This window comes from Sphaerisporangium aureirubrum (assembly GCF_042658925.1).
Taxonomy (GTDB): Bacteria; Actinomycetota; Actinomycetes; order Streptosporangiales; family Streptosporangiaceae; genus Sphaerisporangium; species Sphaerisporangium aureirubrum.
This window is the reverse complement of the sequence record NZ_JBHSRF010000013.1, coordinates 101,116-122,972: the sequence shown is the minus strand read 5'-3', so window position 1 is coordinate 122,972 and position 21,857 is coordinate 101,116. Positions and strand designations below refer to the sequence as shown.

Here is a 21,857-nt window from a genome sequence, read left to right as displayed (position 1 = left end):
CGGCCGATCCCTCCCGCCGCCGCGTCCGGCGCGGCATGATCGATCAAAGAGCGCTGGGAAGGGACGGGTCATGGACTTCAAAGAACTGGTGGAGAAGGCGACCGACAGTGTGTCGGTCGAGCGGGTGTTCGGGGAGCCGGTGGAGCGGGATGGGGTGACGGTCATTCCTGTGGCGCGGATCGCGGGTGGGGGCGGGGGCGGCGGTGGGGGCGGGGGGACCGCCGGCGGACCGGAGGGGGGTGGCGGGGGGCTTGGGCTGAAGGTTTCGCCTGTGGGGGTTTATGTGATCAAGAACGGGGAGGTCGGGTGGGTTCCGGTGGTGGATGTCAGGCGGCTTGTTCTCGGGGGGCAGATCATCGCGGGCATCGGGCTTCTGGTGGTTTGGGCGATCGTGCGGGGGCGGGCCAAGACGCGGCGGCAGAAGGGCTAGGCGGGTCCCGCCGCCGGGTGGTCTGAGGCGTCCGGCAGACTCGGGCGGATGAAGCGAATGCTGGTCGTGGGGATCGGGGCCGGGGATCCCGATCACCTCACGTTGCAGGCGGTCAAGGCCATCGGGCTCGTGGATGTGTTCTTCGTGCTGGACAAGGGGGAGGCGAAGGACGATCTCGTGCGGCTGCGGCGGGGGATGGTCGAGGCGCACGGGCGGCCGGGGCATCGGGTGGTCGAGGCGCGGGATCCGGAGCGGGACCGGACGGCGGCGGGGTACGCGGGGGCGGTGGAGGAGTGGCGGTCGCGGCGGGCGGTCGTCTACGAGCGCCTCATCGCGGAGGAGCTCGGGGAGGGAGAGACGGGCGGGTTCCTGGTGTGGGGGGATCCGGGGGTGTACGACAGCACGCTGGCGATCCTGGAGGAGGTGCTCGGGCGGGGGGCGGTGGCGTTCGAGTACGAGGTGGTGCCGGGGATCAGCAGCGTGGCGGCGCTGACGGCGCGGCATCGGACCAGCCTGACGCGGGTGGGGCGGCCGGTTCAGGTCACCACGGGGCGGCGGCTGGAGGCCGAGGGCCCGGGGGACGTGGACGACATCGTGGTGATGCTGGACGCGCGGTGCGCCTTCGCGGGGATGCAGGGGTTCGACATCTACTGGGGGGCCTATGTCGGGACGCCGGACGAGATCCTGGTGGCCGGGCCGGTGGAGGAGGTGGCCGAACGGATCAAGGAGGTGCGGGCGGCGGCCCGGGAGCGGAAGGGGTGGATCATGGACACCTATCTGCTGCGCAGGCGTGATCCTCTGTCCTAGATCATGATGACTAGGTAGAGGTTGACGGGATGGTGGAGAAAAGGTACGTTCCGGGGGATTTCACGGTTGTCCGAGGGAAATCCGGTGAGATGCCGGTGCGGACGCGCCACTGTATCCGGGACGAAGATCCCGGGAGCCAGGTCGCTCGGCGACCGTGACCTCAGCTGATGGGACGCGTCATCCCCGAGGAGGATCACCATGAGTGGCCTGACCACGACCACTGTTCCCTTTCCCCGCCTGCGCCCGTGGCTGGCGGCGGTGCCCCTGCTTCTGCTGGTCGCCTACCTGGTCCTGATGGACAACGGCGCCCTCTCGCAGGCCGGTCCGTACCTCCACGAGCTCATGCACGACGGACGGCACCTGCTCGGCGTCCCGTGTCACTAGGGGCCGGGGTGGTACGCGCGCTTCTGGTGCGAGGGTTGTTGCTCGGCCTGCTGGCCGGTCTGGTGGCGGGCGGTTTCGCGTTCGCCTTCGGCGAGCGGTACGTGGACGGCGCCATCGCCATCGAGCAGGCCGCCGAGCCCGCGCACGCGGACGGCGGCGGGCACGAGCACGGCGACGAGGCCGTGGTGAGCAGGCCGGTGCAGAAGGCCGGGCTGTTCCTGGCGACCGGGCTGTACGGCCTGGCCGTCGGCGGCGTGTTCGCGCTGGTGTTCGCGGGGCTGCGCGGGCGGGTCGGTCCCCGTGCGGACGGCGGTCTCGCGCTGGCCGCCGCCGGGACCGCGTTCGTGGCCATCGTGCTGGTGCCTTTCCTGAAATATCCGGCCAACCCTCCGGCGGTCGGTGATCCGGAGACCATCAACAGCCGCACCCTCCTCCACGTGATCATGGTCGTGGTGGGCCTGGTGTCCGTCGCGGTCGCCGTCGGCACCTCCCGCCGCGTCACCGGCGGGCCCTGGGCCCGGTGGCTGTCCGGCGGGGCCGCGTTCCTGGTGCCGGTGGTCGCCGCGTGGCTGCTGTTGCCGAGGATCGACGAGGTTCCCTCCGGGTTCCCCGCCACCCTGCTGTGGGAGTTCAGGCTCTCCTCCCTCGGCACCCAGCTGGTGTTCTGGACGGCCTTCGGAGTGCTGTTCGGGTACGCCTGCGACCGGGCCGCGCGCCGGGTCCAGGCCCCCGTGCCGTCGCCCCGCTGAGCCGAGCCTCATTCCCCAGGTCGACCGGAAGGTCAGCTAGTGATCGTCACCTATCCCTTCAGCGCGGTCGTGGGCCTGGACGACCTCAAGCTGGCACTGGTGCTCAACGCCGTGTCGCCCCGGGTGGGCGGCGTGCTGGTGCGCGGCGAGAAAGGCACCGCCAAGTCCACCATCGTGCGGGCGCTTGCCGCCCAGCTCCCGCCGGTGGACGTGGTCACCGGCTGCCGTTTCTCCTGTGACCCCGCCGCGCCGGACCCCGGCTGCCCCGACGGGCCGCACGAGTCCGGCGGTCTGCGCACCCGGCCCGCCGCGCTGGTGGAGCTGCCGGTGGGTGCCTCGGAGGACCGGCTGGTCGGGTCGCTGGACCTGGAGCGCGCGCTCACCGAGGGCGTGAAGGCGTTCGAGCCCGGCCTGCTCGCCGCCGCGCACCGCGGCGTGCTCTACGTCGACGAGGTCAACCTGCTGCACGACCACCTCGTGGACCTGCTGCTCGACGCCGCCGCCCTCGGGACCTGCTACGTCGAGCGGGAGACCGTGTCGGTGCGGCACGCGGCACGGTTCCTGCTGGTCGGGACCATGAACCCCGAGGAGGGGGAGCTGCGGCCGCAGCTGCTGGACCGGTTCGGGCTGACCGTGGAGGTGAAGGCGTCCCGCGACCCCGCGGAGCGGGCCGAGGTGGTGCGGCGGCGGCTCGCGTACGACGCCGACCCCGGGGGGTTCGCCGCGCGCTGGGCTCCCGAGGAGGAGGCGCTGGCCGCGCGGATCGTCCGGGCGCGGGGCGACGTGGCGCGGGTGCGGCTGCCCGACGACCGGCTGCGGCAGATCGCGACCGTCTGCGCCGCCTTCGAGGTGGACGGCCTGCGGGCCGATCTGGTGACCGCGAACACCGCCATCGCGCACGCCGCCTGGCAGGGCCGCGACACCGTCACCACCGCCGACGTCCGCGCCGCGGCCCGGCTGTCGCTGCCGCACCGGAGGCGGCGCGATCCGTTCGACGCGCCCGGGCTGGACGAGGACCTGCTGGAGGAACTGCTGGCCCAGGGGGACGACGACCCGGACGACACACCGGACGGGCCGGCTCCGGAGGACGGCGGGCCCGATCGCGGCGGGGACGGATCTCCGGAGGGGGACACCGATTCCGCACCGGACGGCGCCTCCGGTGCGGCGGACCCGCCGGAGGGTCCGGCCGGCGAGGACGGCACGGCGCGGGACGGCACGGCGCGAGACGGTACCAAGGACCATTCGGACGATGCGAAGGGCACGGACGAGGCGGATCGTCGGGACGACGCGGGCGCGCGGGACCAAGGGGCGGGCGACGGGCAGGTGGCCGCGGTGGCGCTGCCGTACCGGGTGCCCGTGCTGACCGTGCCCGGACTCGGTGAGGGCGCCGCCGGGCGCAGGTCGCGGGCCCGTACCCCGCGCGGCCGTACCACCGGTGCCCGGGTGCCGGACGGGCGGGCGCGTTCGGTCCACCTGATCGCCACGCTGCTGGCCGCGGCGCCGCACCAGCGGGAGCGCGGGCGTAGCGGTCCCGGGTTGCTGCTGCGGGCGGACGACCTGCGCGCGGTGGTCCGCGAGGGGCGGGAGGGCAATCTCGTGCTGTTCGTGGTGGACGCCAGCGGCTCCATGGCCGCGAGGAAGCGGATGACCGCCGTCAAGACCGCGGTGCTCAGCCTGCTGCTGGACGCCTACCAGCGGCGGGACAAGGTCGGCATGGTCACCTTCCGCGGCGCGGGGGCCGAGCTGGCGCTCCCGCCGACGTCCTCGGTCGAGGTGGGCGCGGCCCGGCTGCGCTCGTTGCCGACCGGCGGCCGTACCCCGCTCGCCGCTGGGCTGCTGCGGGCCGCCGAGGTGCTGCGGATCGAACGGCTGCGTGACCCGGCGCGGCGCCCGCTGCTGGTGGTGGTGACCGATGGCCGCGCCACGGCGGGCGGTGACGTGGATCGGGCCGCCGCGCGGCTGGCGGGCACGGCGAGCGTGGTCGTCGACTGCGAGAGCGGGCCGGTGCGTCTCGGCCTGGCCGGACGTCTGGCGGTCCGGTTGCGCGCCCGCGTGGTCAGCCTGGACTCACTGGCTGATCTGGGTTCGGTGGTCCGTGACCACCGGAGGGCCGACGGCCCGCACGCGGTCGGCCGCGATCAGCGAAAGGCGGTCTGAGCGATGCCGCAGGGCAAGCCCGACATGGTTCCCGACGACGGGCTCACCACCCGGCAGCGTCGCACGCGGCCGCTGCTGATCGTGCACACCGGGCCCGGCAAGGGCAAGTCGACCGCGGCGTTCGGCATGGCGCTGCGGGCGTGGAACCAGGGCTGGCCGATCGGGGTCTTCCAGTTCGTGAAGTCGGCCAAGTGGCGCATCGGCGAGGAGCGTGCGCTGACCCTGCTCGGCGAGACCGGGGAGGGCGGGCCGGTGACGTGGCACAAGATGGGCGAGGGGTGGTCGTGGATCCGCCGCCCCGGCACCGAGGAGGATCACGCCGCGGACGCTCGCGAGGGCTGGGCCCAGATCAAGCGTGACCTGGCGGCCGAGACGTATCGCTTCTACGTGCTCGACGAGTTCACCTATCCCCTGAAGTGGGGCTGGATCGACCTCGACGACGTGCTGAAGGCGCTGGCCGACCGGCCCGGCAACCAGCATGTGGTGATCACCGGCCGGGACGCTCCACAGGGGTTGACGGACGTCGCCGACCTGGTCACCGAGATGGGCAAGGTGCGTCATCCCCTGGACACCGGGCAGAAGGGTCAGAAGGGCATCGAGTGGTAGTCCCCCGTCTGGTGATCGCCGCCCCCGCGTCCGGGAGCGGCAAGACGACGGTGGCGACGGGGCTGATGGCGGCGCTGCGGGGGCGGGGGCTGCGGGTGTCGCCGCACAAGGTGGGGCCCGACTACATCGACCCCGGATACCACGCGCTGGCCACCGGGCGGCCCGGGCGGAACCTGGATCCGTGGCTGGTGGGGGAGGAGCGGATCGTGCCGCTGTTCCTGCACGGGGCGGCGGGGTGTGACATCGCGGTCGTCGAGGGTGTCATGGGGCTGTTCGACGGCAAGGGGGACACCGGATTCGCGTCCACCGCGCACGTCGCGCGGCTGCTGGACGCGCCGGTGGTGCTGGTGGTGGACGCCGCGCGGCAGAGTACGTCGGTGGCGGCCGTGGTGCACGGGTTCGCGACGTTCGACCCCCGGGTGCGGGTCGCGGGGGTGGTGCTCAACCGCGTCGGGTCGGACCGGCACGAGGAGCTGTGCCGCTCGGCGCTCGCTCAGGCCGGCGTCCCGGTGCTCGGAGCGCTCCGGCGGGACGACGCCGTGTTCGCGCCGTCCCGGCATCTCGGGCTGGTCCCTGCCGCCGAGCGCCATACCGAGGCCGTGGCCGGCGTGGCCCGCCTCGGTGAACTGATCGCCCGCTCGTGCGACCTCGACGCCCTGGTACGGCTGGCCCGCACCGCCCCTCCCCTTCCCGGGCGCCGCTGGAGTCCGGAGGCGACGCTCGACGAGGTGGCGGGGGGCGCGGTGGTGGCTGGGGGTGGGCGGCCTGTTGTGGCGGTGGCCGGGGGGGCGGCGTTCACGTTCGGGTACGCGGAGCATGTCGAGTTGTTGCGGGCGGCGGGGGCCGAGGTGGTGGTGTTCGATCCGTTGCGGGACGAGGGGCTGCCCGAGGGGGTTGGGGGGCTGGTCGTCGGGGGTGGGTTTCCTGAGGTGCATGCCGAAGAGCTGGCGGGCAACGTCTTGTTGCGGGAGCAGGTGGCGGGGTTCGGGGGGGCGATCGCGGCGGAGTGCGGGGGGTTGCTGTATCTGTGCGAGAGCTTGGACGGCGTTCCGATGTGCGGGCGGCTGGCTGCCACGGCCGCGATGACGCCGCGGCTGACGCTGGGGTATCGCGACGCCGTGGCCACGCGGGCGTCGTTGCTGACGCGGGCGGGGGAGGCGTACCGGGGGCACGAGTTCCACCGGACGGCCGTCACCTCCGCCGGCGCGCCGCTGTTCCGGTGGGACGGTGGGGGCGACGGGTTCGGTGACGGCCTGTTGACCGCTTCGTATCTGCACCTGCACTGGGCCGGGACGCCCGCGCTGGCTCAGCGGCTCGTGTCGTCCTCCAGGTCGCCTTCGCTCTTGAGGTAGACCTCCTGCAGGTCGCGCAGGATGTCCGGGTCGGGGTGCTCCCACATGCCGCGTCCGGCCGCCTGGAGCAGCCGTTCGGCGATGCCGTGCAGCGCCCACGGGTTGGACTTGGCCATGAACTCCTGGTTGACGGGGTCCAGGACGTACGTGGCGGCCAGCTTGTCGTACATCCAGTCGGCGACGACCCCGGTGGTGGCGTCGTAGCCGAACAGGTAGTCGACCGTCGCGGCCAGCTCGAAGGCCCCCTTGTAGCCGTGCCTGCGCATCGCGGCGAGCCAGTTCGGGTTGACCACCCGGGCGCGGAAGACCCGGGACGTCTCCTCGACCAGCGTGCGGGTGCGCACCGCGTCCGGCCGCGTGCTGTCGCCGATGTACGCGGCGGGGGCGGTGCCGGTCAGCGCGCGCACGGTGGCGATCATGCCGCCGTGGTACTGGAAGTAGTCGTCGGAGTCGGCGATGTCGTGCTCGCGGGTGTCGACGTTCTTGGCGGCGACCGCGATGCGGCGGTAGGCGTTCTCCATGTCCGGGCGGGCCGGCACGCCGTCCAGGTCCCGCCCGTAGGCGAAGCCGCCCCACACGGCGTACACCTCGGCCAGGTCGGCGTCGTCCCGCCAGTTCCCGCTGTCGATCAGCGGCAGCAGCCCGGCGCCGTACGCCCCGGGCCTGGACCCGAAGACCCGCATGGTGGCCCTGCGGTCGTCGCCGTGCCCGGCGAGGTCGGCCGCGACGTGCGCCCGCACGTAGTTGTCCTCGTGCGGCTCGTCCAGCGCGGCGACCATGCGCACCGCGTCGTCCAGCATGGCCACCACATGCGGGAAGGCGTCGCGGAAGAACCCGCTGATCCGCACGGTGACGTCGATCCGCGGCCTGCCGAGCTCGGCCAGGGGCACGGGCTCCAGCCGGGTGACGCGGCGCGACGCCTCGTCCCACACCGGGCGCACCCCGAGCAGTGAGAGCACCTCGGCGATGTCGTCGCCCGCGGTGCGCATCGCGCTGGTGCCCCACACCGACAGGCCGACCGATCGGGGCCAGTCGCCGGTGTCGGCGCGGTAGCGGGCCAGCAGGGACTCGGCCATGGCCTGGCCGGTCTCGTACGCGAGCCTGCTCGGCACGGCGCGGGGGTCGACCGAGTAGAAGTTCCTGCCGGTCGGCAGCACGTTCACCAGCCCGCGCAGCGGCGAACCGCTCGGCCCGGCGGGCACGTACTCCCCGGCGAGCGCGGCGAGGATGTTGTCGACCTCGTCGGTCGTCCGGGCCAGCCGCGGCACGATCTCGGTGGCCGCGAAGGTGAGGACGCGCTCCACCATGCCCGGGTCCACCCCGTCGCCCGCCGCGGGGCCGAGTACGGCCGTGACGACCTCGGGCACCGAGGACGGCCCCCAGCCCTGCTCCTCCATGCCCGCCACCAGCGCCCGGGCCAGTGCCTCGGCGCGGTCCACGGCGGCCAGGGACGCGCCGCCGTCCTCGGCCAGGCCGAGCGCCTCGCGCAGGCCGGGCAGCGTGCGGGTGCCCGACCACATCTGCCGGGCCCGCAGCATCGCCAGCACCAGGTCCACCCGCTGACCACCCTCGGGGGGCACGCCGAGCACGTGCAGGCCGTCCCTGATCTGGGCGTCCTTCACCTCGCACAGCCAGCCGTCCACGTGCAGGATGAAGTCGTCGAACTCGGTGTCGTGCGGCCGGTCCTCCAGCCCGAGGTCGTGGTCGAGCCGCGCCGCCTGGATGAGCGTCCAGATCTGCGCCCTGATGGCGGGCAGCTTGGCCGGGTCCATCGCGGCGATGGTGGCGTGCTCGTCCAGCAGCTGCTCCAGCCGCGCGATGTCGCCGTAGGTGTCGGCGCGGGCCATCGGCGGCACCATGTGGTCCACCAGCACGGCGTGCGCCCGCCGCTTGGCCTGGGTGCCCTCGCCGGGGTCGTTCACCAGGAACGGGTACACCAGCGGCAGCTCGCCGAGCGCCGCGTCCGGCCCGCAGGACGCCGACAGGCCCGCCGACTTGCCGGGCAGCCATTCGAGGTTGCCGTGCTTGCCCACGTGCACCATCGCGTGCGCGCCGAACTCCGCCGACAGCCAGCGGTAGGCCGCCAGGTAGTGGTGGCTCGGCGGCAGGTCGGGGTCGTGGTAGATGGCGATGGGGTTCTCGCCGAAGCCGCGCGGCGGCTGCACCATCAGCACGACGTTGCCCGCCCGCAGCGCGGCCAGCACGATGTCGCCCTCGTGCACGAACAACTCGCCCGGCGGCGGGCCCCAGTGCCGTTCCATCTTCTCCCGCAGGCCGGCGGGCAGCGTGGCGTACCACTCCTGGTAGGCGGCGGCCGGGAAGCGCACCGGGTTGGCGGCCAGCTGCTCCTCGGTCAGCCATTCCTGGTCCTGGCCGCCCGCCGCGATCAGCGCGTGGATCAGCGCGTCGCCGTCCTGCCCGGCGACCCCGGGGAAGCCGTCGCCGAGGTCGTAGCCCTCGCGCTGGAGCCGGGCGAGCAGCCGTACCGTGCTCGCCGGGGTGTCCAGCCCGACGGCGTTGCCCATCCGGGCGTGCTTGGTGGGGTACGCCGACAGCATCACGACGAGCCGCTTCTCGGCCGGCGGGACGTGCCTGAGCAGCCCGTGCCGTACGGCGATGCCCGCCACCCGCCGTGCCCGCTCGGGGTCGGCCACGTAGACGGTCAGGCCGTCCTCGTCGATCTCCTTGAACGAGAACGGCACCGTGATGATGCGGCCGTCGAACTCGGGGATGGCCACCTGGGACGCGGCGTCCAGAGGTGACAGGCCGTCGTCGTTGTCCTCCCACTCGCGCCTGCCGCTCGTCAGGCAGAGGCCCTGAAGGATCGGCACGTTCAGCTCGGCGAGCGCGCCGACGTCCCACGCCTCGTCGTCGCCGCCCGCGCCCGCGGTGGCCGGACGGGAGCCGCCCGCGGCGAGCACCGTGACGACCAGGGCGTCCGCGGCCCTCAGCGTGTCCAGCAGGGCGGGGTCGGCGGTGCGCAGCGAGGAGCAGAAGACGGGCAGGGGGCGGCCCCCGGCGTCCTCCACGGCCCGGCACAGCGTCTCGACGAAAGCGGTGTTGCCCGCCATGTGGTGCGCGCGGTAGTACAGCACGCCGATCACCGGGCCGTCTTCCCTCGCGGGGGTGCGGTCCAGACGTCCCCAGGACGGCGCGGGCTCGGGGGGCGCGAAACCGCGGCCGGTGAGCAGCACCGTGTCGGACAGGAAGGCGTGCAACTCGGTGAGGTTGGCCGGGCCGCCGTGCGCGAGGTAGGCGTGCGCCTCGGCGCAGGTGCCCGCGCTGACCGTGGAAAGTTTCATCAGCTCGGCGTCCGGCGCCTGCTCGCCGCCGAGCACCACGACGGGGAGCGGGCCGGCCAGCAGGTGGTCCAGGCCGTCCTCCCACGCGCGGCGCCCGCCGAGGATGCGGACGACGACGAGGTCGGCGTCCGCCGTCAGGGCGGGCAGGTCGCCGACGGCCAGCCGCGCCGGGTTGCCGAGGCGGTACGCCGCCCCGCTGGACCGGGCGCTGAGCAGGTCGGTGTCTGATGTGGAGAGCAAAAGGATCGCGGGCCGCACCGGCAGCATGGAGCATCCTCCCTCGGGGTCCTCGCCCCGGTCGTGGGTGTCGCGACGGCAGGAGTCTCCTGGCTCCCGGATCGACGCTCACCCCGGCCTTCCCGCCCGTCGCCGGGCAGTGGCCTCGTGGTGGGGGTCGCTCCCCGGTCACAGTGGCGGGACCGCGCCGGCTTCGCACCGGCTTCCTCCGTCCGCCATCGCCTACTGAGGAGATTACGCTGACGGGACCGCCGGAAGAACTGGCATTACTATCTCTTCGTGCGCAGAGCCCCCCTTTCCGGACAAGCGCCCCCAGACGCGTGTCCCGGGGCACTTCAAGTGCACACGGCGGCCGACGGCCCGCTGGCCCGGATCCGCGTTCCCGGCGGCGCGCTCACTCCCCTCCAGCTCCGCGAGCTCGCCGCGTGCGCGGGGACGCTCGGCACCGGCGTCGTCGAGCTGACGTCCCGGGCGAACGTGCAGGTCCGCGGCCTGCGTTCCCCCTCCGAGTTCGCCGCGCGCATGGCGGACGCCGACCTGCTGCCGTCCGCCACCCACGAACGGGTCCGCAACATCGCCGCCTCCCCGCTCGCCGGCCGCGGCCCGTCCGGCCTGGTGGACACCGACCCTCTCGTGGCGTCCCTCGACCGGGCCCTCTGCGCCCGCGCCGCCCTGGCCGACCTGTCGGGCCGTTTCCTGTTCGCCGTGGACGACGGCACGGGCGACATGACAGGCCTCGGCGCCGACGTCACGTTCGTCCCCGCGCGCGGGGCGGCGTCCGGAACGGTCCTGCTCGCGGGTGTGGACACCGGCCTCGCCACCGCCGGCCCGGTCCCCCTGATGATCGCCGCCGCCGAGGGCTTCCTCGCCGAGCGCGACGCGCAGGACGGCTCCGCCTGGCGCGTAGCCGACCTCGACGACGGCCCGGCCCGGATCGCCGCCCGCCTCGCGCACCCCCGTCCAGCCGTCACGCCGCACCCGGACGTCACGCCGCACGAGGGCGCGCCGCGAGCGGGTGCCGGGCCGTTGCCCCAGCGCGACGGGCGGGTGGCACTTGAGGTCGTCGTGCCCCTCGGACGGCTCACCGTGCCGCAGGCGGAGGCGCTGGCGGCCGTACCGGCGGCCCCGGACGGCCCCGCGCTGCGCCTGACGCCGTGGCGGACGGTCGTCGTGCTCGACCTCACCGCCGCGCGGGCCGACGAGGTGGCACGGGTCCTCGCGGGCACCGGCCTGGTCTGCGACCCCGCCTCCCCGTGGGCCGGCGTGTCCGCCTGCACGGGGCGTCCCGGCTGCGCCAAGGCCCTCGCCGACGTACGGCACGACGTGACCCGCTGGGTGTCCGGCCGCACCGGGCCGGGCGGCCCGCCCGTCCACTGGTCGGGATGCGAACGGCGCTGCGGGCTGCCCCGCGGGCCGGTACTCCAGTACGTGGCCACCGGCACGGGCTACCGCGTCGAAGAACCCGCCGTCACCCAGGACACGGGCCACCGCGTCGAGGAGTCCGTCATTCAGGAAAGGCAGCGGTGAACGACTACCTGCGCGACGGGCCCGAGATCTACCGGCGCTCGTTCGCCACCATCCGCGCCGAGACCGACCTCACCGGTATTCCCTCCGACGTCGCCGTGGTGGCGGTGCGGATGATCCACGCCTGCGGGATGACCGACCTCGTGGACGACCTGGACTGGTCGCCGGACGTCGTCACCTCGGCCCGAGCCGCGCTGCGCGGCGGCGCCCCGGTGTTGTGCGACGCCATGATGGTCGCCTCCGGGGTCACCAGGAGCAGGCTGCCCGCCGCCAACGACGTGGTGTGCACGCTCGGCGCGCCCGGCGTGCCGGAACTGGCCGCACGTCTCGGCACCACCCGTAGCGCCGCGGCGCTCGAACTGTGGCGCGACCGCCTGGACGGCGCGGTCGTCGCGGTGGGCAACGCCCCCACCGCGCTGTTCCGCCTGCTCGAACTCGTCGAGGAAGGAGCGGGCCGCCCGGCCGCGGTGCTCGGCATCCCGGTGGGCTTCATCGGGGCGGCCGAGTCCAAGCGGGCCCTGGCCGGCAGCGGCCTCCCGTATCTGGTGGTGCACGGCCGCAGGGGCGGCAGTGCCATGACGGCGGCGGCGGTCAACGCCATCGCCAACGAGGTGGAGTGATCGGCATGACGGGACGGCTGTACGGCGTCGGCCTCGGCCCCGGCGACCCGGAACTGGTGACGGTCAAGGCGGCCCGGCTGATCGGCGAGGCGGACGTGATCGCCTACCACGCCGCGCGGCACGGCCGCAGCATCGCGCGCTCCATCGCCCGCCCGTACATGCGGGACGGCCAGGTGGAGGAGCTGCTGATGTACCCGCTCACCACCGAGACCACCGACCACCCCGGCGGCTACCGGGGAGCCCTCGAGGACTTCTACACCGACTGCGCCGCCCGCCTGTCCTCCCACCTGGACGCCGGCCGTACCGTCGTGGTGCTGAGCGAGGGCGACCCGCTCTTCTACGGCTCCTACATGCACCTGCACAAGCGCCTCGCGCACCGCTACCCCACCGAGGTCGTGCCCGGTGTCACCTCGGTCAGCGCCGCCTCCGCCGTCCTCGGCCGCCCGCTGGTGGAGCACGAGGAGACCCTCACCATCCTCCCCGGCACCCTCCCCGGCGACGTGCTCGCGGAGAAGCTCCGCACCACCGACTCCGCCGCCGTCCTCAAACTCGGCCGCACCTTCGAGAAGGTCCGTGACGCCCTCGCCGAGGCCGGCCGCCTGGACGACGCCTGGTACGTGGAACGGGCCACCACCTCCGCCGAACGCCTGGCCCCCCTGAAGGACGTCGACCCCGCCGACGTCCCCTACTTCTCCCTGGCCCTCCTCCCGAGCCCCCACGCCCACAAGGTCCCCGAGCGCCCCCGCCCCGCGGAGTCACACCCCGGAGAGGTGACCGTGGTGGGCCTCGGCCCCGCCGGCCGCCCGTGGCTCACCCCCGAAGCCCAGGAAGCCCTGTCCACCGCCACCGACCTGGTCGGCTACGCCCCCTACGTCGACCGCGTCCCCCCCAACCCCCGCCAGACCCGCCACCGTACCGACAACCGCGCCGAGGCCGAAAGGGCCCGCCACGCCCTGGACCTGGCCCTGTCCGGCGCCCGCGTCGCCGTGGTCTCCTCCGGCGACCCAGGCGTCTTCGCCATGGCCTCCGCCGTCCTGGAAGCCGCCACCGCCCCCGAATACGACACGGTCCCCGTCCGCGTCCTCCCAGGCCTGACCGCCGCCCAAGCCGTAGCCGCCAAAGCCGGCGCCCCCCTGGGCCACGACTACTGCGTGATCTCCCTCTCCGACCAGCTGAAGCCCTGGGACGTCGTAGAGACCCGCCTGACCGCCGCCGCCCAAGCCGACCTGGTCCTTGCCATCTACAACCCCGCCTCCAAAACCCGGACCTGGCAGGTGGCCGCCACCCGCGACCTCCTCCTGACCCACCGCCCGCCCACCACCCCCGTAGTGATCGGCCGCAACATAGGCTCCCCCGACGAACACCTCACCATCACCACCCTCGCCACCCTCGACCCCACCACCGTCGACATGCGCTCCCTATTGATCATCGGCTCCACCCAGACCCGCCTGACCCCCCAGGGCCACGTCTACACTCCCCGCCGTTACCCCGTCTGAGCGGCGGCCTCGCCGGTGCGGAGCCAGGCCGATGCGGCCTCCACCGTTTCGGCATAGGGGACGCCGGGGGGAGGCGGGGGGCGGTCGATCATGATTACGGGGAGGGACAGGTCGCGGGCGGCGGTTAGTTTGGCGGTGGTCATTTGGCCGCCGCTGTTCTTGGTGATCAGGACGTCGATCCTGTGGGTTCGCATGAGGGAGAGTTCGCCGGGGACGGTGTAGGGGCCGCGGGCCAGGAGGATTTGGACATTTGGGGGGATGGGGGGGTTGGGGGGGTCTACGGATCTGGCCAGGAACCACAGGTGGGTGAGGGGGGTGAAGGCGGGGAGGCTGCGGCGGCCGGTGGTCAGGAAGGCTCTGGTGTGGTTGTGGGTGGTGAGGAGGGTGGCGGCGGCGGTCAGGGAGTCGGCGTGATGCCAGTTGTCGGTGGGGGTGGGGTGCCAGGGGGGGCGGCGTAGGAGGAGGAAGGGGGTCGCGGTTCGGGTGGTGGCCTGGAGGGCGGAGGTGGTCATCTGCTGGGCGAAGGGGTGGGTGGCGTCGATCACGGCGGTGATGGCCTGGTCGCGGATGTAGGCGGCCAAGCCGTCGGGGCCGCCGAAGCCGCCCTGGCGGACCTCTCCTTCGGGGAGGCGGGGGTTGGTCACCCGGCCTGCGAGGGAGGAGATGACGTGGAGGGTGGGGTCGTTCGTGAGGGTGGCGGCCAGGGCGCGGGCCTCGGCCGTGCCGCCCAGGATCAGCACTCGCCGCATGGGGGTCACCGGTCCTTGCTGGTCAGGGGCGGGGGCGGGTGGTGCTGTACAGGTGGCTGCCGGGGAAACCGGCGGCGGCCAGGGCCTTCCCGACGATGATCACGGCGGTGCGTCTCACACCGGCTTCCTTGACCAGGGTGGGGATGGTGGACAGGGGGCCGCGGAGGATGAGCTCGTCGGGGCGGCTGGCCCGGGCCACCACGGCGGTGGGGCAGTCGGGGCCGTAGGAGGGGATGAGGTCGGCGACCACGGCGTCGATGCGCTGGACGGCCAGGTGGATGACCATCGTGGAGCGGCTCGTGCTCAGGCTGGGGAGGTCCTCGCCCTCGGGCATGGGGGTGGCGCGGGCGGCGGTGCGGGTCAGGATGACGGTCTGGGCGACGCCGGGGACGGTGAGCTCGCGGCCGAGGGAGGCCGCGGCGGCGGCGAAGGCGGGGACGCCGGGGACGATCTCGTAGGGGACGTTCAGGGTGTCCAGGCGGCGCATCTGCTCGGCCATGGCGCTGAAGACGGAGGGGTCGCCGGAGTGGAGGCGGGCCACGTCCCGGCCGGCGCGGTGGGCGTCGTGCAGTTCGGTGACGATCTCGTTCAGGTCGAGGTTCGCGGTGTCCACCAGGCGGGCTCCGGGGGGGCAGGAGTCCAGGAGTTCGCGGGGGACCAGGGAGCCGGCGTACAGGCAGACGGGAGAGGACTCCAGAAGGCGTAGCCCGCGCACGGTGATGAGGTCCGGGGCTCCCGGGCCGGCACCGATGAAGTACACGGTCATGACATGTCCTCTTTTGTGGTGGCCCAGATGGTCACCGGCATCATGGCGCGCCAGCCTGTGAAGCCGCCGATCGGGGACGCGCGGTGGACCGACAGGCGGGTCAGGTCGCCGCCGTGGGCGGCGTGCCACCGGGTGACGACCGCCTCAGATTCGAGGGTCACGGCGTTGACGACCAGCCGGCCGCCGGGGCGGAGGGCGTGCCAGGAGGTTTCCAGGACGCCTGGCGTGGTGGTCCCGCCGCCGACGAAGACGGCGTCCGGGGCGGGGAGGCCGGCCAGGGCCTCGGGGGCGTGGGACTCGATCAGGCGGAGGGTGGGGACGCCGAGGATTTCCGCGTTGCGGCGGATGCGGGTGGCGCGGGCGGGGTGGCTCTCGACGGCGATGGCGGCGCAGGTGGGGTGGGTGCGCATCCATTCGATGGCGACGCTGCCGGCGCCGGCGCCGACGTCCCACAGGAGTTCGCCGGGCATGGGGGCGAGGCGGGACAGGGTGACGGCGCGGACCTCGCGTTTGGTGATCTGGCCGTCGTGGTCGAAGGCGTCGTCCGGGAGGCCGGGGGTCCTCGGGAGCGGGCGGGTGCCGCCGGCGGGGGCGCACTCGACGGCGATCACGTTGAGGGGGGCCGTGGCGGGGTGGGCCCACGTGGCGGCGGTGCCGGACACCCTGGTCTCCGCCGGTGTGCCGAGGTCGGACAGGACGGTGAGGGTGCTGGCGCCGTAGCCGCGTCCGGTGAGCAGGGCGGCCACCTCGGCCGGGGTGCCGCCGTCCGGGCTGAGCACGAGCACGCGGGCGCCGGGCTGGAGCGTGGCGGTCACGGCCGCGAGGGGGCGGCCGAGCAGGCTGATCGGGGTGACCCGCTCGACCGGCCAGCCGAGGCGGGCGCAGGCCAGGGAGAGGGACGACACGTGGGGCAGCACGCGCAGGGCGCCGGGGCCGAGCAGGCGGGCCAGGGTGGCGCCGATGCCGAAGAACATGGGGTCGCCGCTGGCCAGCACGCAGACCTCCTGGTCTTCGTGTGCGGTGAGCAGTTCCGGTAACGCGGGGAGCAGGGGGGAGGGGAGAGGGAGGCGTTCGGCGGGGGTCGGCGGGATCAGGTCCAGCTGCCGCGGACTGCCGACGAGCACCTCGGCGGCGCTGATGGCGAGCCGGGAGGCGGTGGAGATGCCGTCCCAGCCGTCCGCGCCGATGCCGACGACGGTGATCATACGTTGCCCAGTACGCGGGTCACCTGGATCTCCAGGACGACGCGGGCCGGGTTGGGGCGAGGGGGCTTGTAGCGGGCGGTGTAGCGGCGCTCGGCGTCGGCGACGTCCTCGGGGGCGGCGCGCAGGACGGCGCGGCCTTCCAGGGTGGACCAGCGGCGGCCGTCGACCTGGCAGAGGGCCACGGAGACGCCGGGGGTCGCGGCGACAAGGCGGGCCTTGTGGGAGGTACCCGAGGTGATCACGCGGGCGATGCCGCTGGGGATGTCCAGGGTCACCCCCACGGGGACCACGTGCGGGGTGCCGTCGGGACGGACGGTGGACAGGGTGGACAGATGCCGCTCCCGCCAGAACGCCGCGAACTCCACACCACGCTCCGTCAAATCCACCCAAACCCCTCCCCCGGCCGGAAACCTCGGACATCGTAGCCCCCGCGGTCAGCCCTTGGTGTGCAGGCGGCGGGCCGATGGCGGCGGGGCCGTCGCGTGGGGGCCGAGGGCCACCGAGCCTTCCGGTGGACGGGCAAAAACTCCGCAAACGCAGGTGCCGTGATCGATCGGCCGAGGGGTCCGTGCGCAGTGATCGGGTAGGAGCTTTCTGTCACCGGGGCCGGCGGCGTCGCCCACCATCAGACGATCGAGGTGCACACCGAATGGACTCACGAAACAGGCGGAGCCGAGCCGGCCGGGCGGGACGGGCCGCGCTCGTCGTCTCGGCGCTCGTCCTCTCCGGGGGAGTCGTGTCCCTGGGGGGCGCCGCGCACGCCGCCACGGCGCAGGGACGGCCGAGGGCCCACTCGCACGACGACGGCGGCTCGATCCGGCTGCGGATCGGCAACGGTAAGCGCAACAACATCTTCGTCGAATGGAACAGCCCGGCGTACCTGAGCGGCGTTCAGCACGCGGAGAACTCCGCCATTGGCGGCGGCATCTTCTCGCTGTCGGGCGCCTGCGTGAAGAAGCACCGGGTGTGCAAGATCCGCCAAAGGCTCAGATGAGCCGACGACCCACCGCCGGGACGGTCCTCGTCCTGACACTCCTCGGCAGCCTGGCCGTCCTCGCCACCGCGTCCCCCACGAGCGCGGACGGCAAGGGCGGCCGGCGGCCCGTGAAGCACGCCGAGATCCGCGGCGACGACCCCAAGAGCGTCGACGCGGGCAACGGCAAGCGCAACCGCACCTTCGTCGACATCAAGAGCCCGACCGTCCAGCGCGGCACCCAGCACACCTCCACCCAGAACGCCGGCGGCGCGACCAACGTGCAGAGCGCCCTGTGCAAGAACGTCAAGGTCTGTCACATCACCCTGCAGATCATCGTCCGGTCGCCCGAGAAGCCGAAGGTCAAGAAGGCCGAGACGACGGCCCGCGAGGACGGCGACACGGCGCTCGCCCAGGAGACCCGCCCCGATGACGACGACTGCCCGGCCTGACCTGCCGCTCAGGCGTCCGGGCCGAGCACCAGCTCGTTGATCTGGTTGACGGTGGAGAAATCGAGACTGAGGCGGTTCTTGGTGACGGCGAGCGTCATGCCGGTCGCGGTGTCGGCGTAGGCGTGGCTGCCGCCCGCGCCGCTCATGCCGAACGCGCCGGGGACCTCCTTGGTGACGTCGGGCCGGCCGAGGCCGAAGCCGAGCCCCCAGCGGGACTCGTTGCCGAAGACGGCGTCGACGCCCTCGGCGGCCGTGGACGACACCTCTTTCAGCCGCCCGGGGGAGATCAGCCGCACGCCGTCCACCTCGCCGATCATCGCGGCGTACATGCGGGCGATGGCGCGGGCCGTGGTCTTGCCGCCCGCGGGGATGTCCGCGGTGAGGACGTCGGTGCGGTTGCCGAGGGCGGCGCACGGCCACAGCTGGGGGCCGCCCGCCCGGAACATCGGCAGGTCGGGAGGCAGGCTCCCCATCATCTCGGCGGTGCCCTCGGCGTCCTCCAGCCGGGCGAGCCGGTGGTGCTCGGACTCGGGCACGCCGAAGTACAGCTCGTCGGCGACGCCCAGCGGACCGGTCACCTCCTCGCGCAGCACCTGCGAGATCGGCTTCCCCGTCGCCCGGCGGACGATCTCCCCGATGAGGTACCCGAAGGAGTAGGCGTGGTAGCCCACCCGGGTGCCCGGCTCCCACCAGAGCTCCGCGCCGGCCAGCCCCGCGCACATGCGGTCCCAGTCGCACAGGTCCTCGACGGTGGTGCCCGGGGGCACGCCCGGCAGCCCGGCCGAGTGGGTCAGCACGTGCCGTACCGTCACCCCGCCCTTGCCGTGCGCCGCGAACTCCGGCCACAGCTCGGCGACCGGGGTGTCGTAGGTGAACAGGCCGCGCTCGGCGAGCACGTGCGCGACGGCCGAGGCGGCGCCCTTGCCGATGGAGAAGTTGTAGAACAGGGTGCCGGAGGTGACCGGCCGGCCGGAGCCGGGGTCCGCCGTGCCGGCCACGACGTCGGCGACCAGCTCGCCGTGCCGGTAGACCGCGACCTGTATCCCCCGTTCGGTGCCGTCCTCGACGAGCCGGTCCACGGCCTCCTGGAGGCGCATCCGCACGTCACCCATCGAGGGGCCTTCCTCTCCGCCGCGTGGTTCGCGGCACGGTCAGATGGTCGTCCCGGTGCGGCGGGCGGCCCGCTCGCGGACGGACCGGGGCAGGGCCTCGACGGGCGGCAGCAGGGGAAGCAGGTCCGGTTCGAGGGTGGTGGCGCGGAAGGTGACGGCGACGGTGACCTCGTGGCCGGGGCGGTACTCGACGACGACGGGGTCCCCGGCGCGCATCTCGCCGGGTTCGATCACCCGGAGGTACGCCCCCGGCCGCGCGGCGACGACGAAGCGCTTGATCCAGCCCGGCTCTTCGATCCACTGCGCGAAGGTGTCGCAGGGGATGCGCGGCGCGCTGACCTCCAGGAGGAGATGATCGCCGATCCGCCAGCGTTCGCCGATGAGGGCGCCGTTGACGTCCAGGCCGCGCGTGGTGATGTTCTCGCCGAACATCCCGCCGGTCAGGGATCGGCCGAGTTCACCCTCCCAGTGGTCGAGGTCCTCGCGGGCGTAGGCGTAGACGGCCTGGTCGTCGCCGCCGTGGCTGGTCGTGTCGAAGATCTGGTCGCCCAGCAGGCCACTGCCGAGCCCGGTGCGCCTGGGCCCGGGAGCGCGTACGTGGACGGCCTCGGTGGTAGGCCGCTTGTCGATGCCGGTGGTGCCCACGTCGGCTTTCGCCGGGTTCGGCCGGGGCACCGCGAGGTTGACGGAAATGAGTTCCCCCATACCGGCACGCTATCCGGGGAGTCGACCCCGGCGCACTCCCTATTTTTCCGCCGCGAGGCAGCGATCGTCACAGCGCGTCATGCGGCACCGCGTTATTTCCGGTAAAGTTCGTAGGGAATGCGGGAAATCCATGTAGGAAGCTCGGACCTACACCGTGAGGAGTGAACACTCGTGAACCTTGCCCAACCTCTGCCGAAGGTGACACCCGCACCCGAGGATGTGAGCGTCGCCGATCTCGGAGAGCTGCTCCCGGCTCCCGACCGCTCGGCCGTCGCGATCACCCCTCCCGTCGCCGGGGAGGGCCACTGGGCGGGCGCGCCGAGTGCCGTCCTGGCCGATGGGACGATCTACCTCGCGTACCGGCTGCGGCGGCCGATCGGGGAAGGGCGCGGGTACGCGGTGTCGGTGGCCCGCTCCGCGGACGGCACGACCTTCGAGACCTTGCGGACGATCCGGCGCGAGGACATGGACGCCGAGTCGCTGGAGCGTCCCACGCTGGTGCACACGCCCGAGGGACGCTGGCGGCTCTACCTCAGCTGCGCGACCATCGGCACCAAGCACTGGCGGGTGGAGGTGCTCGAGGCGGACGACCCGGCGGACTTCGACCCGGCGGGCCGCCGCACCGTGCTCGCGGGCGACGCGAGCACCGGCGTCAAGGACACGGTGATCGTGCGGCACGGTGGCGTCTGGCACCTGTGGGCGTCCTGCCACCCGCTGGCCGACCCCGAGCAGGCCGACCAGATGGTGACCGACTACGCCACCAGCACCGACGGGCTCGTCTGGACGTGGCGGGGCACGGCGCTGCGCGGCCGGCCGGGCGAGTGGGACGGCCGCGGCGTGCGGATCAGCGCGGTGCGCTTCGAGGGCGACCGCGTGGTGGCGTTCTACGACGGCCGCGCCAGCGCGGCGGAGAACTACGAGGAGAAGACCGGCGTGGCCGTCGGCCGCGACCCGGCCGAGCTGACCGCGATCGGCACCGCCCCGCTCGCCGCCTCACCGCATCGCGGCGGCGGCCTGCGCTACCTCGACCTGGTCGACCTGCCGGGCGGCGGGACGCGGCTGTACTACGAGTACACCCGCGCCGACGGCACCCACGAACTACGCACCGAACTGCGCTGACCGCCCGGTTCCGCCGGGCGGTCGCGCGGCGGCTCCTACGCCGGACGGTCGTTCCGGTCGTTCCGGCCGATCGCCGGAGGGCCGGGGCGGCCGTTGCGGGCCTGGCGCTGGCCGGGCGGACGGGCCCCGACCAGGCCGCCCGAGCGTTCGCGCGGCCTCAGCCAGTCGCCGAAGTCCTCGCCGGTGACCCGCTGGAGCAGCTCGATGTCGGCGGTGAAGTGGGCCAGCAGCCGCTGCCGCTGATCCCAGGTGAGCGGGCGCCGCGGCGCGCCCTGGCTCTGCAGCAGGCTCTCGATCCGTTCGATCGGCACCCGCCCCAGCTTTTCCGGCAGGTGGTGCCCGGCCCTGGCGAGTGCCCGCAGCGCCATCGACAGCAACTGGTGCCGCCGCCCCTGCTCGGGCTGGGCCGTCACGTTCTCCCGGGGGATGTGGGTGAGCAGCCCCTGCTCGACGCCGAGGAAGCCGCACACCCGGTCGAGCGTCCGGGCCGGGTCGTCGAGCAGCTCGCGGTACCGGAAGACCAGCACCTGCTCGCGAGGGAAGAGGTCGTACAGATGCTCCAGTTGCTCGCCGTACCGGCCGAGGCTCACGTAGTGCCAGAAGTGCGCCCACCCGGCGGCCTTGCGCCGCTCGTCCTCGGCGCACGCCCGCACCACGTCGCCGATCGGCTCCAGTCCCGCCGACCACAGGTGGGTCCAGTTGGAGTGGGCCCGCTCGACGGGGTCGCGCAGGATGGCGATGAGCTTCGCCTGCGGGGCGACGGCGTGGATGCGCCGCTGCGCCGCCCGGTCATAGAGATAAAAAGGGGTCGACTCACCACACAACGCCCCGGCTGGCGCGTCCGCGAACAGGGCTTCGTAGTCCTCGCGACGCCAGACGTGCTCACGGTACGTCGCGGCGTCCCCGGGTCCCCCTCTGGTGGGGGGAGGCCCATCGGTGAGAAAGTATTTGGGTTCCTTGACCGGTGACATGTACAGGGCGGGATGGGGCCGCAGGGCGGCGTGCAAAGCGGTGGTCCCAGATTTGGGTACACCTATGACCAGGAAGTCCGGAAACGGCATCGGCTGTCCCTCCCACGCTCCGGTCGACAAACCTTATATTCCTACCAGATG

21 protein-coding genes and 1 riboswitch are annotated in these 21,857 nt (G+C 73.4%); of the genes, 13 read left to right on the top strand and 8 right to left on the bottom strand.

Annotated elements, in window-relative coordinates; genetic code table 11:
• Window positions 1-70 precede the first annotated feature (70 nt).
• From ACFP1K_RS12645 to ACFP1K_RS12615, 7 genes are all read left to right on the top strand, one after another.
• Entirely contained in the window at window positions 71-430 is a 360-nt protein-coding gene (locus tag ACFP1K_RS12645; RefSeq protein WP_380751115.1) for a spore germination protein GerW family protein, read from the top strand.
• A 48-nt stretch (window positions 431-478) separates the two neighbouring features.
• Window positions 479-1,237, top strand: a complete 759-nt coding sequence (gene cobF / locus ACFP1K_RS12640) for a precorrin-6A synthase (deacetylating) (RefSeq protein WP_380751112.1) — start codon at window positions 479-481, stop codon at window positions 1,235-1,237.
• 198 nt (window positions 1,238-1,435) lie between these two features.
• On the top strand, window positions 1,436-1,621 hold the full coding sequence (locus ACFP1K_RS12635) for a CbtB domain-containing protein (protein ID WP_380751109.1): 186 nt from the start codon (window positions 1,436-1,438) through the stop codon (window positions 1,619-1,621).
• A gap of 8 nt (window positions 1,622-1,629) precedes the next feature.
• Entirely contained in the window at window positions 1,630-2,370 is a 741-nt protein-coding gene (locus tag ACFP1K_RS12630) for a CbtA family protein (protein ID WP_380751106.1), read from the top strand.
• 39 nt (window positions 2,371-2,409) lie between these two features.
• The gene (locus tag ACFP1K_RS12625) at window positions 2,410-4,527 is read left to right on the top strand and encodes a magnesium chelatase subunit D family protein (RefSeq protein ID WP_380751103.1); all 2,118 of its coding nucleotides are present in this window, start codon (window positions 2,410-2,412) and stop codon (window positions 4,525-4,527) included.
• 3 nt (window positions 4,528-4,530) lie between these two features.
• The gene (gene cobO, locus ACFP1K_RS12620) at window positions 4,531-5,133 is read left to right on the top strand and encodes a cob(I)yrinic acid a,c-diamide adenosyltransferase (RefSeq protein WP_380751100.1); all 603 of its coding nucleotides are present in this window, start codon (window positions 4,531-4,533) and stop codon (window positions 5,131-5,133) included.
• Window positions 5,127-6,485: a cobyrinate a,c-diamide synthase gene (locus tag ACFP1K_RS12615; protein WP_380751097.1), complete on the top strand. Its 1,359-nt coding sequence runs from the start codon at window positions 5,127-5,129 to the stop codon at window positions 6,483-6,485. Before cobO ends, ACFP1K_RS12615 begins: the two co-directional genes overlap by 7 nt.
• Here ACFP1K_RS12615 and cobN read toward each other — a convergent pair.
• Entirely contained in the window at window positions 6,440-10,054 is a 3,615-nt protein-coding gene (gene cobN / locus ACFP1K_RS12610; RefSeq protein ID WP_380751095.1) for a cobaltochelatase subunit CobN, read from the bottom strand. The genes ACFP1K_RS12615 and cobN overlap by 46 nt on opposite strands.
• A gap of 30 nt (window positions 10,055-10,084) precedes the next feature.
• A riboswitch (cobalamin riboswitch) is annotated at window positions 10,085-10,292 on the bottom strand.
• Between the two features lie 11 nt (window positions 10,293-10,303).
• Between cobN and cobG the strand changes: the two genes are divergently transcribed.
• Genes cobG through ACFP1K_RS12595 form a run of 3 tightly spaced genes read left to right on the top strand, consistent with a single transcriptional unit; the run spans window position 10,304 to window position 13,664 of the window.
• A complete protein-coding gene (gene cobG, locus ACFP1K_RS12605; RefSeq protein WP_380751092.1) occupies window positions 10,304-11,551 on the top strand; it encodes a precorrin-3B synthase in 1,248 nt (415 codons plus the stop codon).
• Complete coding sequence (locus ACFP1K_RS12600) at window positions 11,548-12,168, top strand: precorrin-8X methylmutase (RefSeq protein WP_380751089.1); 621 nt, start codon at window positions 11,548-11,550, stop codon at window positions 12,166-12,168. The genes cobG and ACFP1K_RS12600 overlap by 4 nt, the downstream gene beginning before the upstream one ends.
• 5 nt (window positions 12,169-12,173) lie before the next feature.
• A complete protein-coding gene (locus tag ACFP1K_RS12595) occupies window positions 12,174-13,664 on the top strand; it encodes a precorrin-2 C(20)-methyltransferase (protein ID WP_380751086.1) in 1,491 nt (496 codons plus the stop codon).
• On the opposite strand, the gene ACFP1K_RS12590 is transcribed toward ACFP1K_RS12595, so the two are convergent.
• From ACFP1K_RS12590 to ACFP1K_RS12575, 4 genes are read right to left on the bottom strand one after another with little or no spacing between them, the layout of a single operon-like run.
• The gene (locus ACFP1K_RS12590) at window positions 13,652-14,413 is read right to left on the bottom strand and encodes a cobalt-precorrin-6A reductase (protein WP_380751083.1); all 762 of its coding nucleotides are present in this window, start codon (window positions 14,411-14,413) and stop codon (window positions 13,652-13,654) included. The genes ACFP1K_RS12595 and ACFP1K_RS12590 overlap by 13 nt on opposite strands.
• A gap of 22 nt (window positions 14,414-14,435) precedes the next feature.
• Window positions 14,436-15,179, bottom strand: a complete 744-nt coding sequence (gene cobM, locus ACFP1K_RS12585) for a precorrin-4 C(11)-methyltransferase (RefSeq protein ID WP_380751080.1) — start codon at window positions 15,177-15,179, stop codon at window positions 14,436-14,438.
• Entirely contained in the window at window positions 15,176-16,384 is a 1,209-nt protein-coding gene (cbiE, locus tag ACFP1K_RS12580; protein ID WP_380751077.1) for a precorrin-6y C5,15-methyltransferase (decarboxylating) subunit CbiE, read from the bottom strand. Before cbiE ends, cobM begins: the two co-directional genes overlap by 4 nt.
• Complete coding sequence (locus ACFP1K_RS12575) at window positions 16,381-16,770, bottom strand: TIGR03618 family F420-dependent PPOX class oxidoreductase (RefSeq protein ID WP_380751074.1); 390 nt, start codon at window positions 16,768-16,770, stop codon at window positions 16,381-16,383. Before ACFP1K_RS12575 ends, cbiE begins: the two co-directional genes overlap by 4 nt.
• 263 nt (window positions 16,771-17,033) lie before the next feature.
• Here ACFP1K_RS12575 and ACFP1K_RS12570 point away from each other — a divergent pair, with 263 nt between their 5' ends.
• Together ACFP1K_RS12570 and ACFP1K_RS12565 are read left to right on the top strand one after the other, a co-directional pair.
• The gene (locus ACFP1K_RS12570) at window positions 17,034-17,378 is read left to right on the top strand and encodes a hypothetical protein (protein ID WP_380751071.1); all 345 of its coding nucleotides are present in this window, start codon (window positions 17,034-17,036) and stop codon (window positions 17,376-17,378) included.
• Window positions 17,375-17,809 carry a hypothetical protein gene (locus ACFP1K_RS12565; protein WP_380751068.1) on the top strand — a complete coding sequence of 145 codons (435 nt, stop codon included), beginning with the start codon at window positions 17,375-17,377 and terminating at the stop codon, window positions 17,807-17,809. The genes ACFP1K_RS12570 and ACFP1K_RS12565 overlap by 4 nt, the downstream gene beginning before the upstream one ends.
• A gap of 8 nt (window positions 17,810-17,817) precedes the next feature.
• Here the strand turns inward: ACFP1K_RS12565 and ACFP1K_RS12560 are convergent, their stop codons facing one another.
• Together ACFP1K_RS12560 and ACFP1K_RS12555 are read right to left on the bottom strand one after the other, a co-directional pair.
• Window positions 17,818-18,921, bottom strand: a complete 1,104-nt coding sequence (locus ACFP1K_RS12560) for a serine hydrolase domain-containing protein (protein ID WP_380751065.1) — start codon at window positions 18,919-18,921, stop codon at window positions 17,818-17,820.
• 39 nt (window positions 18,922-18,960) lie between these two features.
• A complete protein-coding gene (locus ACFP1K_RS12555; RefSeq protein ID WP_380751062.1) occupies window positions 18,961-19,626 on the bottom strand; it encodes an MOSC domain-containing protein in 666 nt (221 codons plus the stop codon).
• Window positions 19,627-19,845: 219 nt separating this feature from the next.
• On the opposite strand from ACFP1K_RS12555, the gene ACFP1K_RS12550 reads away from it, so the two are divergent.
• Window positions 19,846-20,745, top strand: coding sequence for a hypothetical protein (locus ACFP1K_RS12550; protein ID WP_380751059.1), 900 nt, complete (start codon window positions 19,846-19,848; stop codon window positions 20,743-20,745).
• Window positions 20,746-20,780: 35 nt separating this feature from the next.
• On the opposite strand, the gene ACFP1K_RS12545 is transcribed toward ACFP1K_RS12550, so the two are convergent.
• Window positions 20,781-21,806, bottom strand: coding sequence for a sulfotransferase family protein (locus ACFP1K_RS12545; RefSeq protein WP_380751056.1), 1,026 nt, complete (start codon window positions 21,804-21,806; stop codon window positions 20,781-20,783).
• Window positions 21,807-21,857 lie beyond the last annotated feature (51 nt).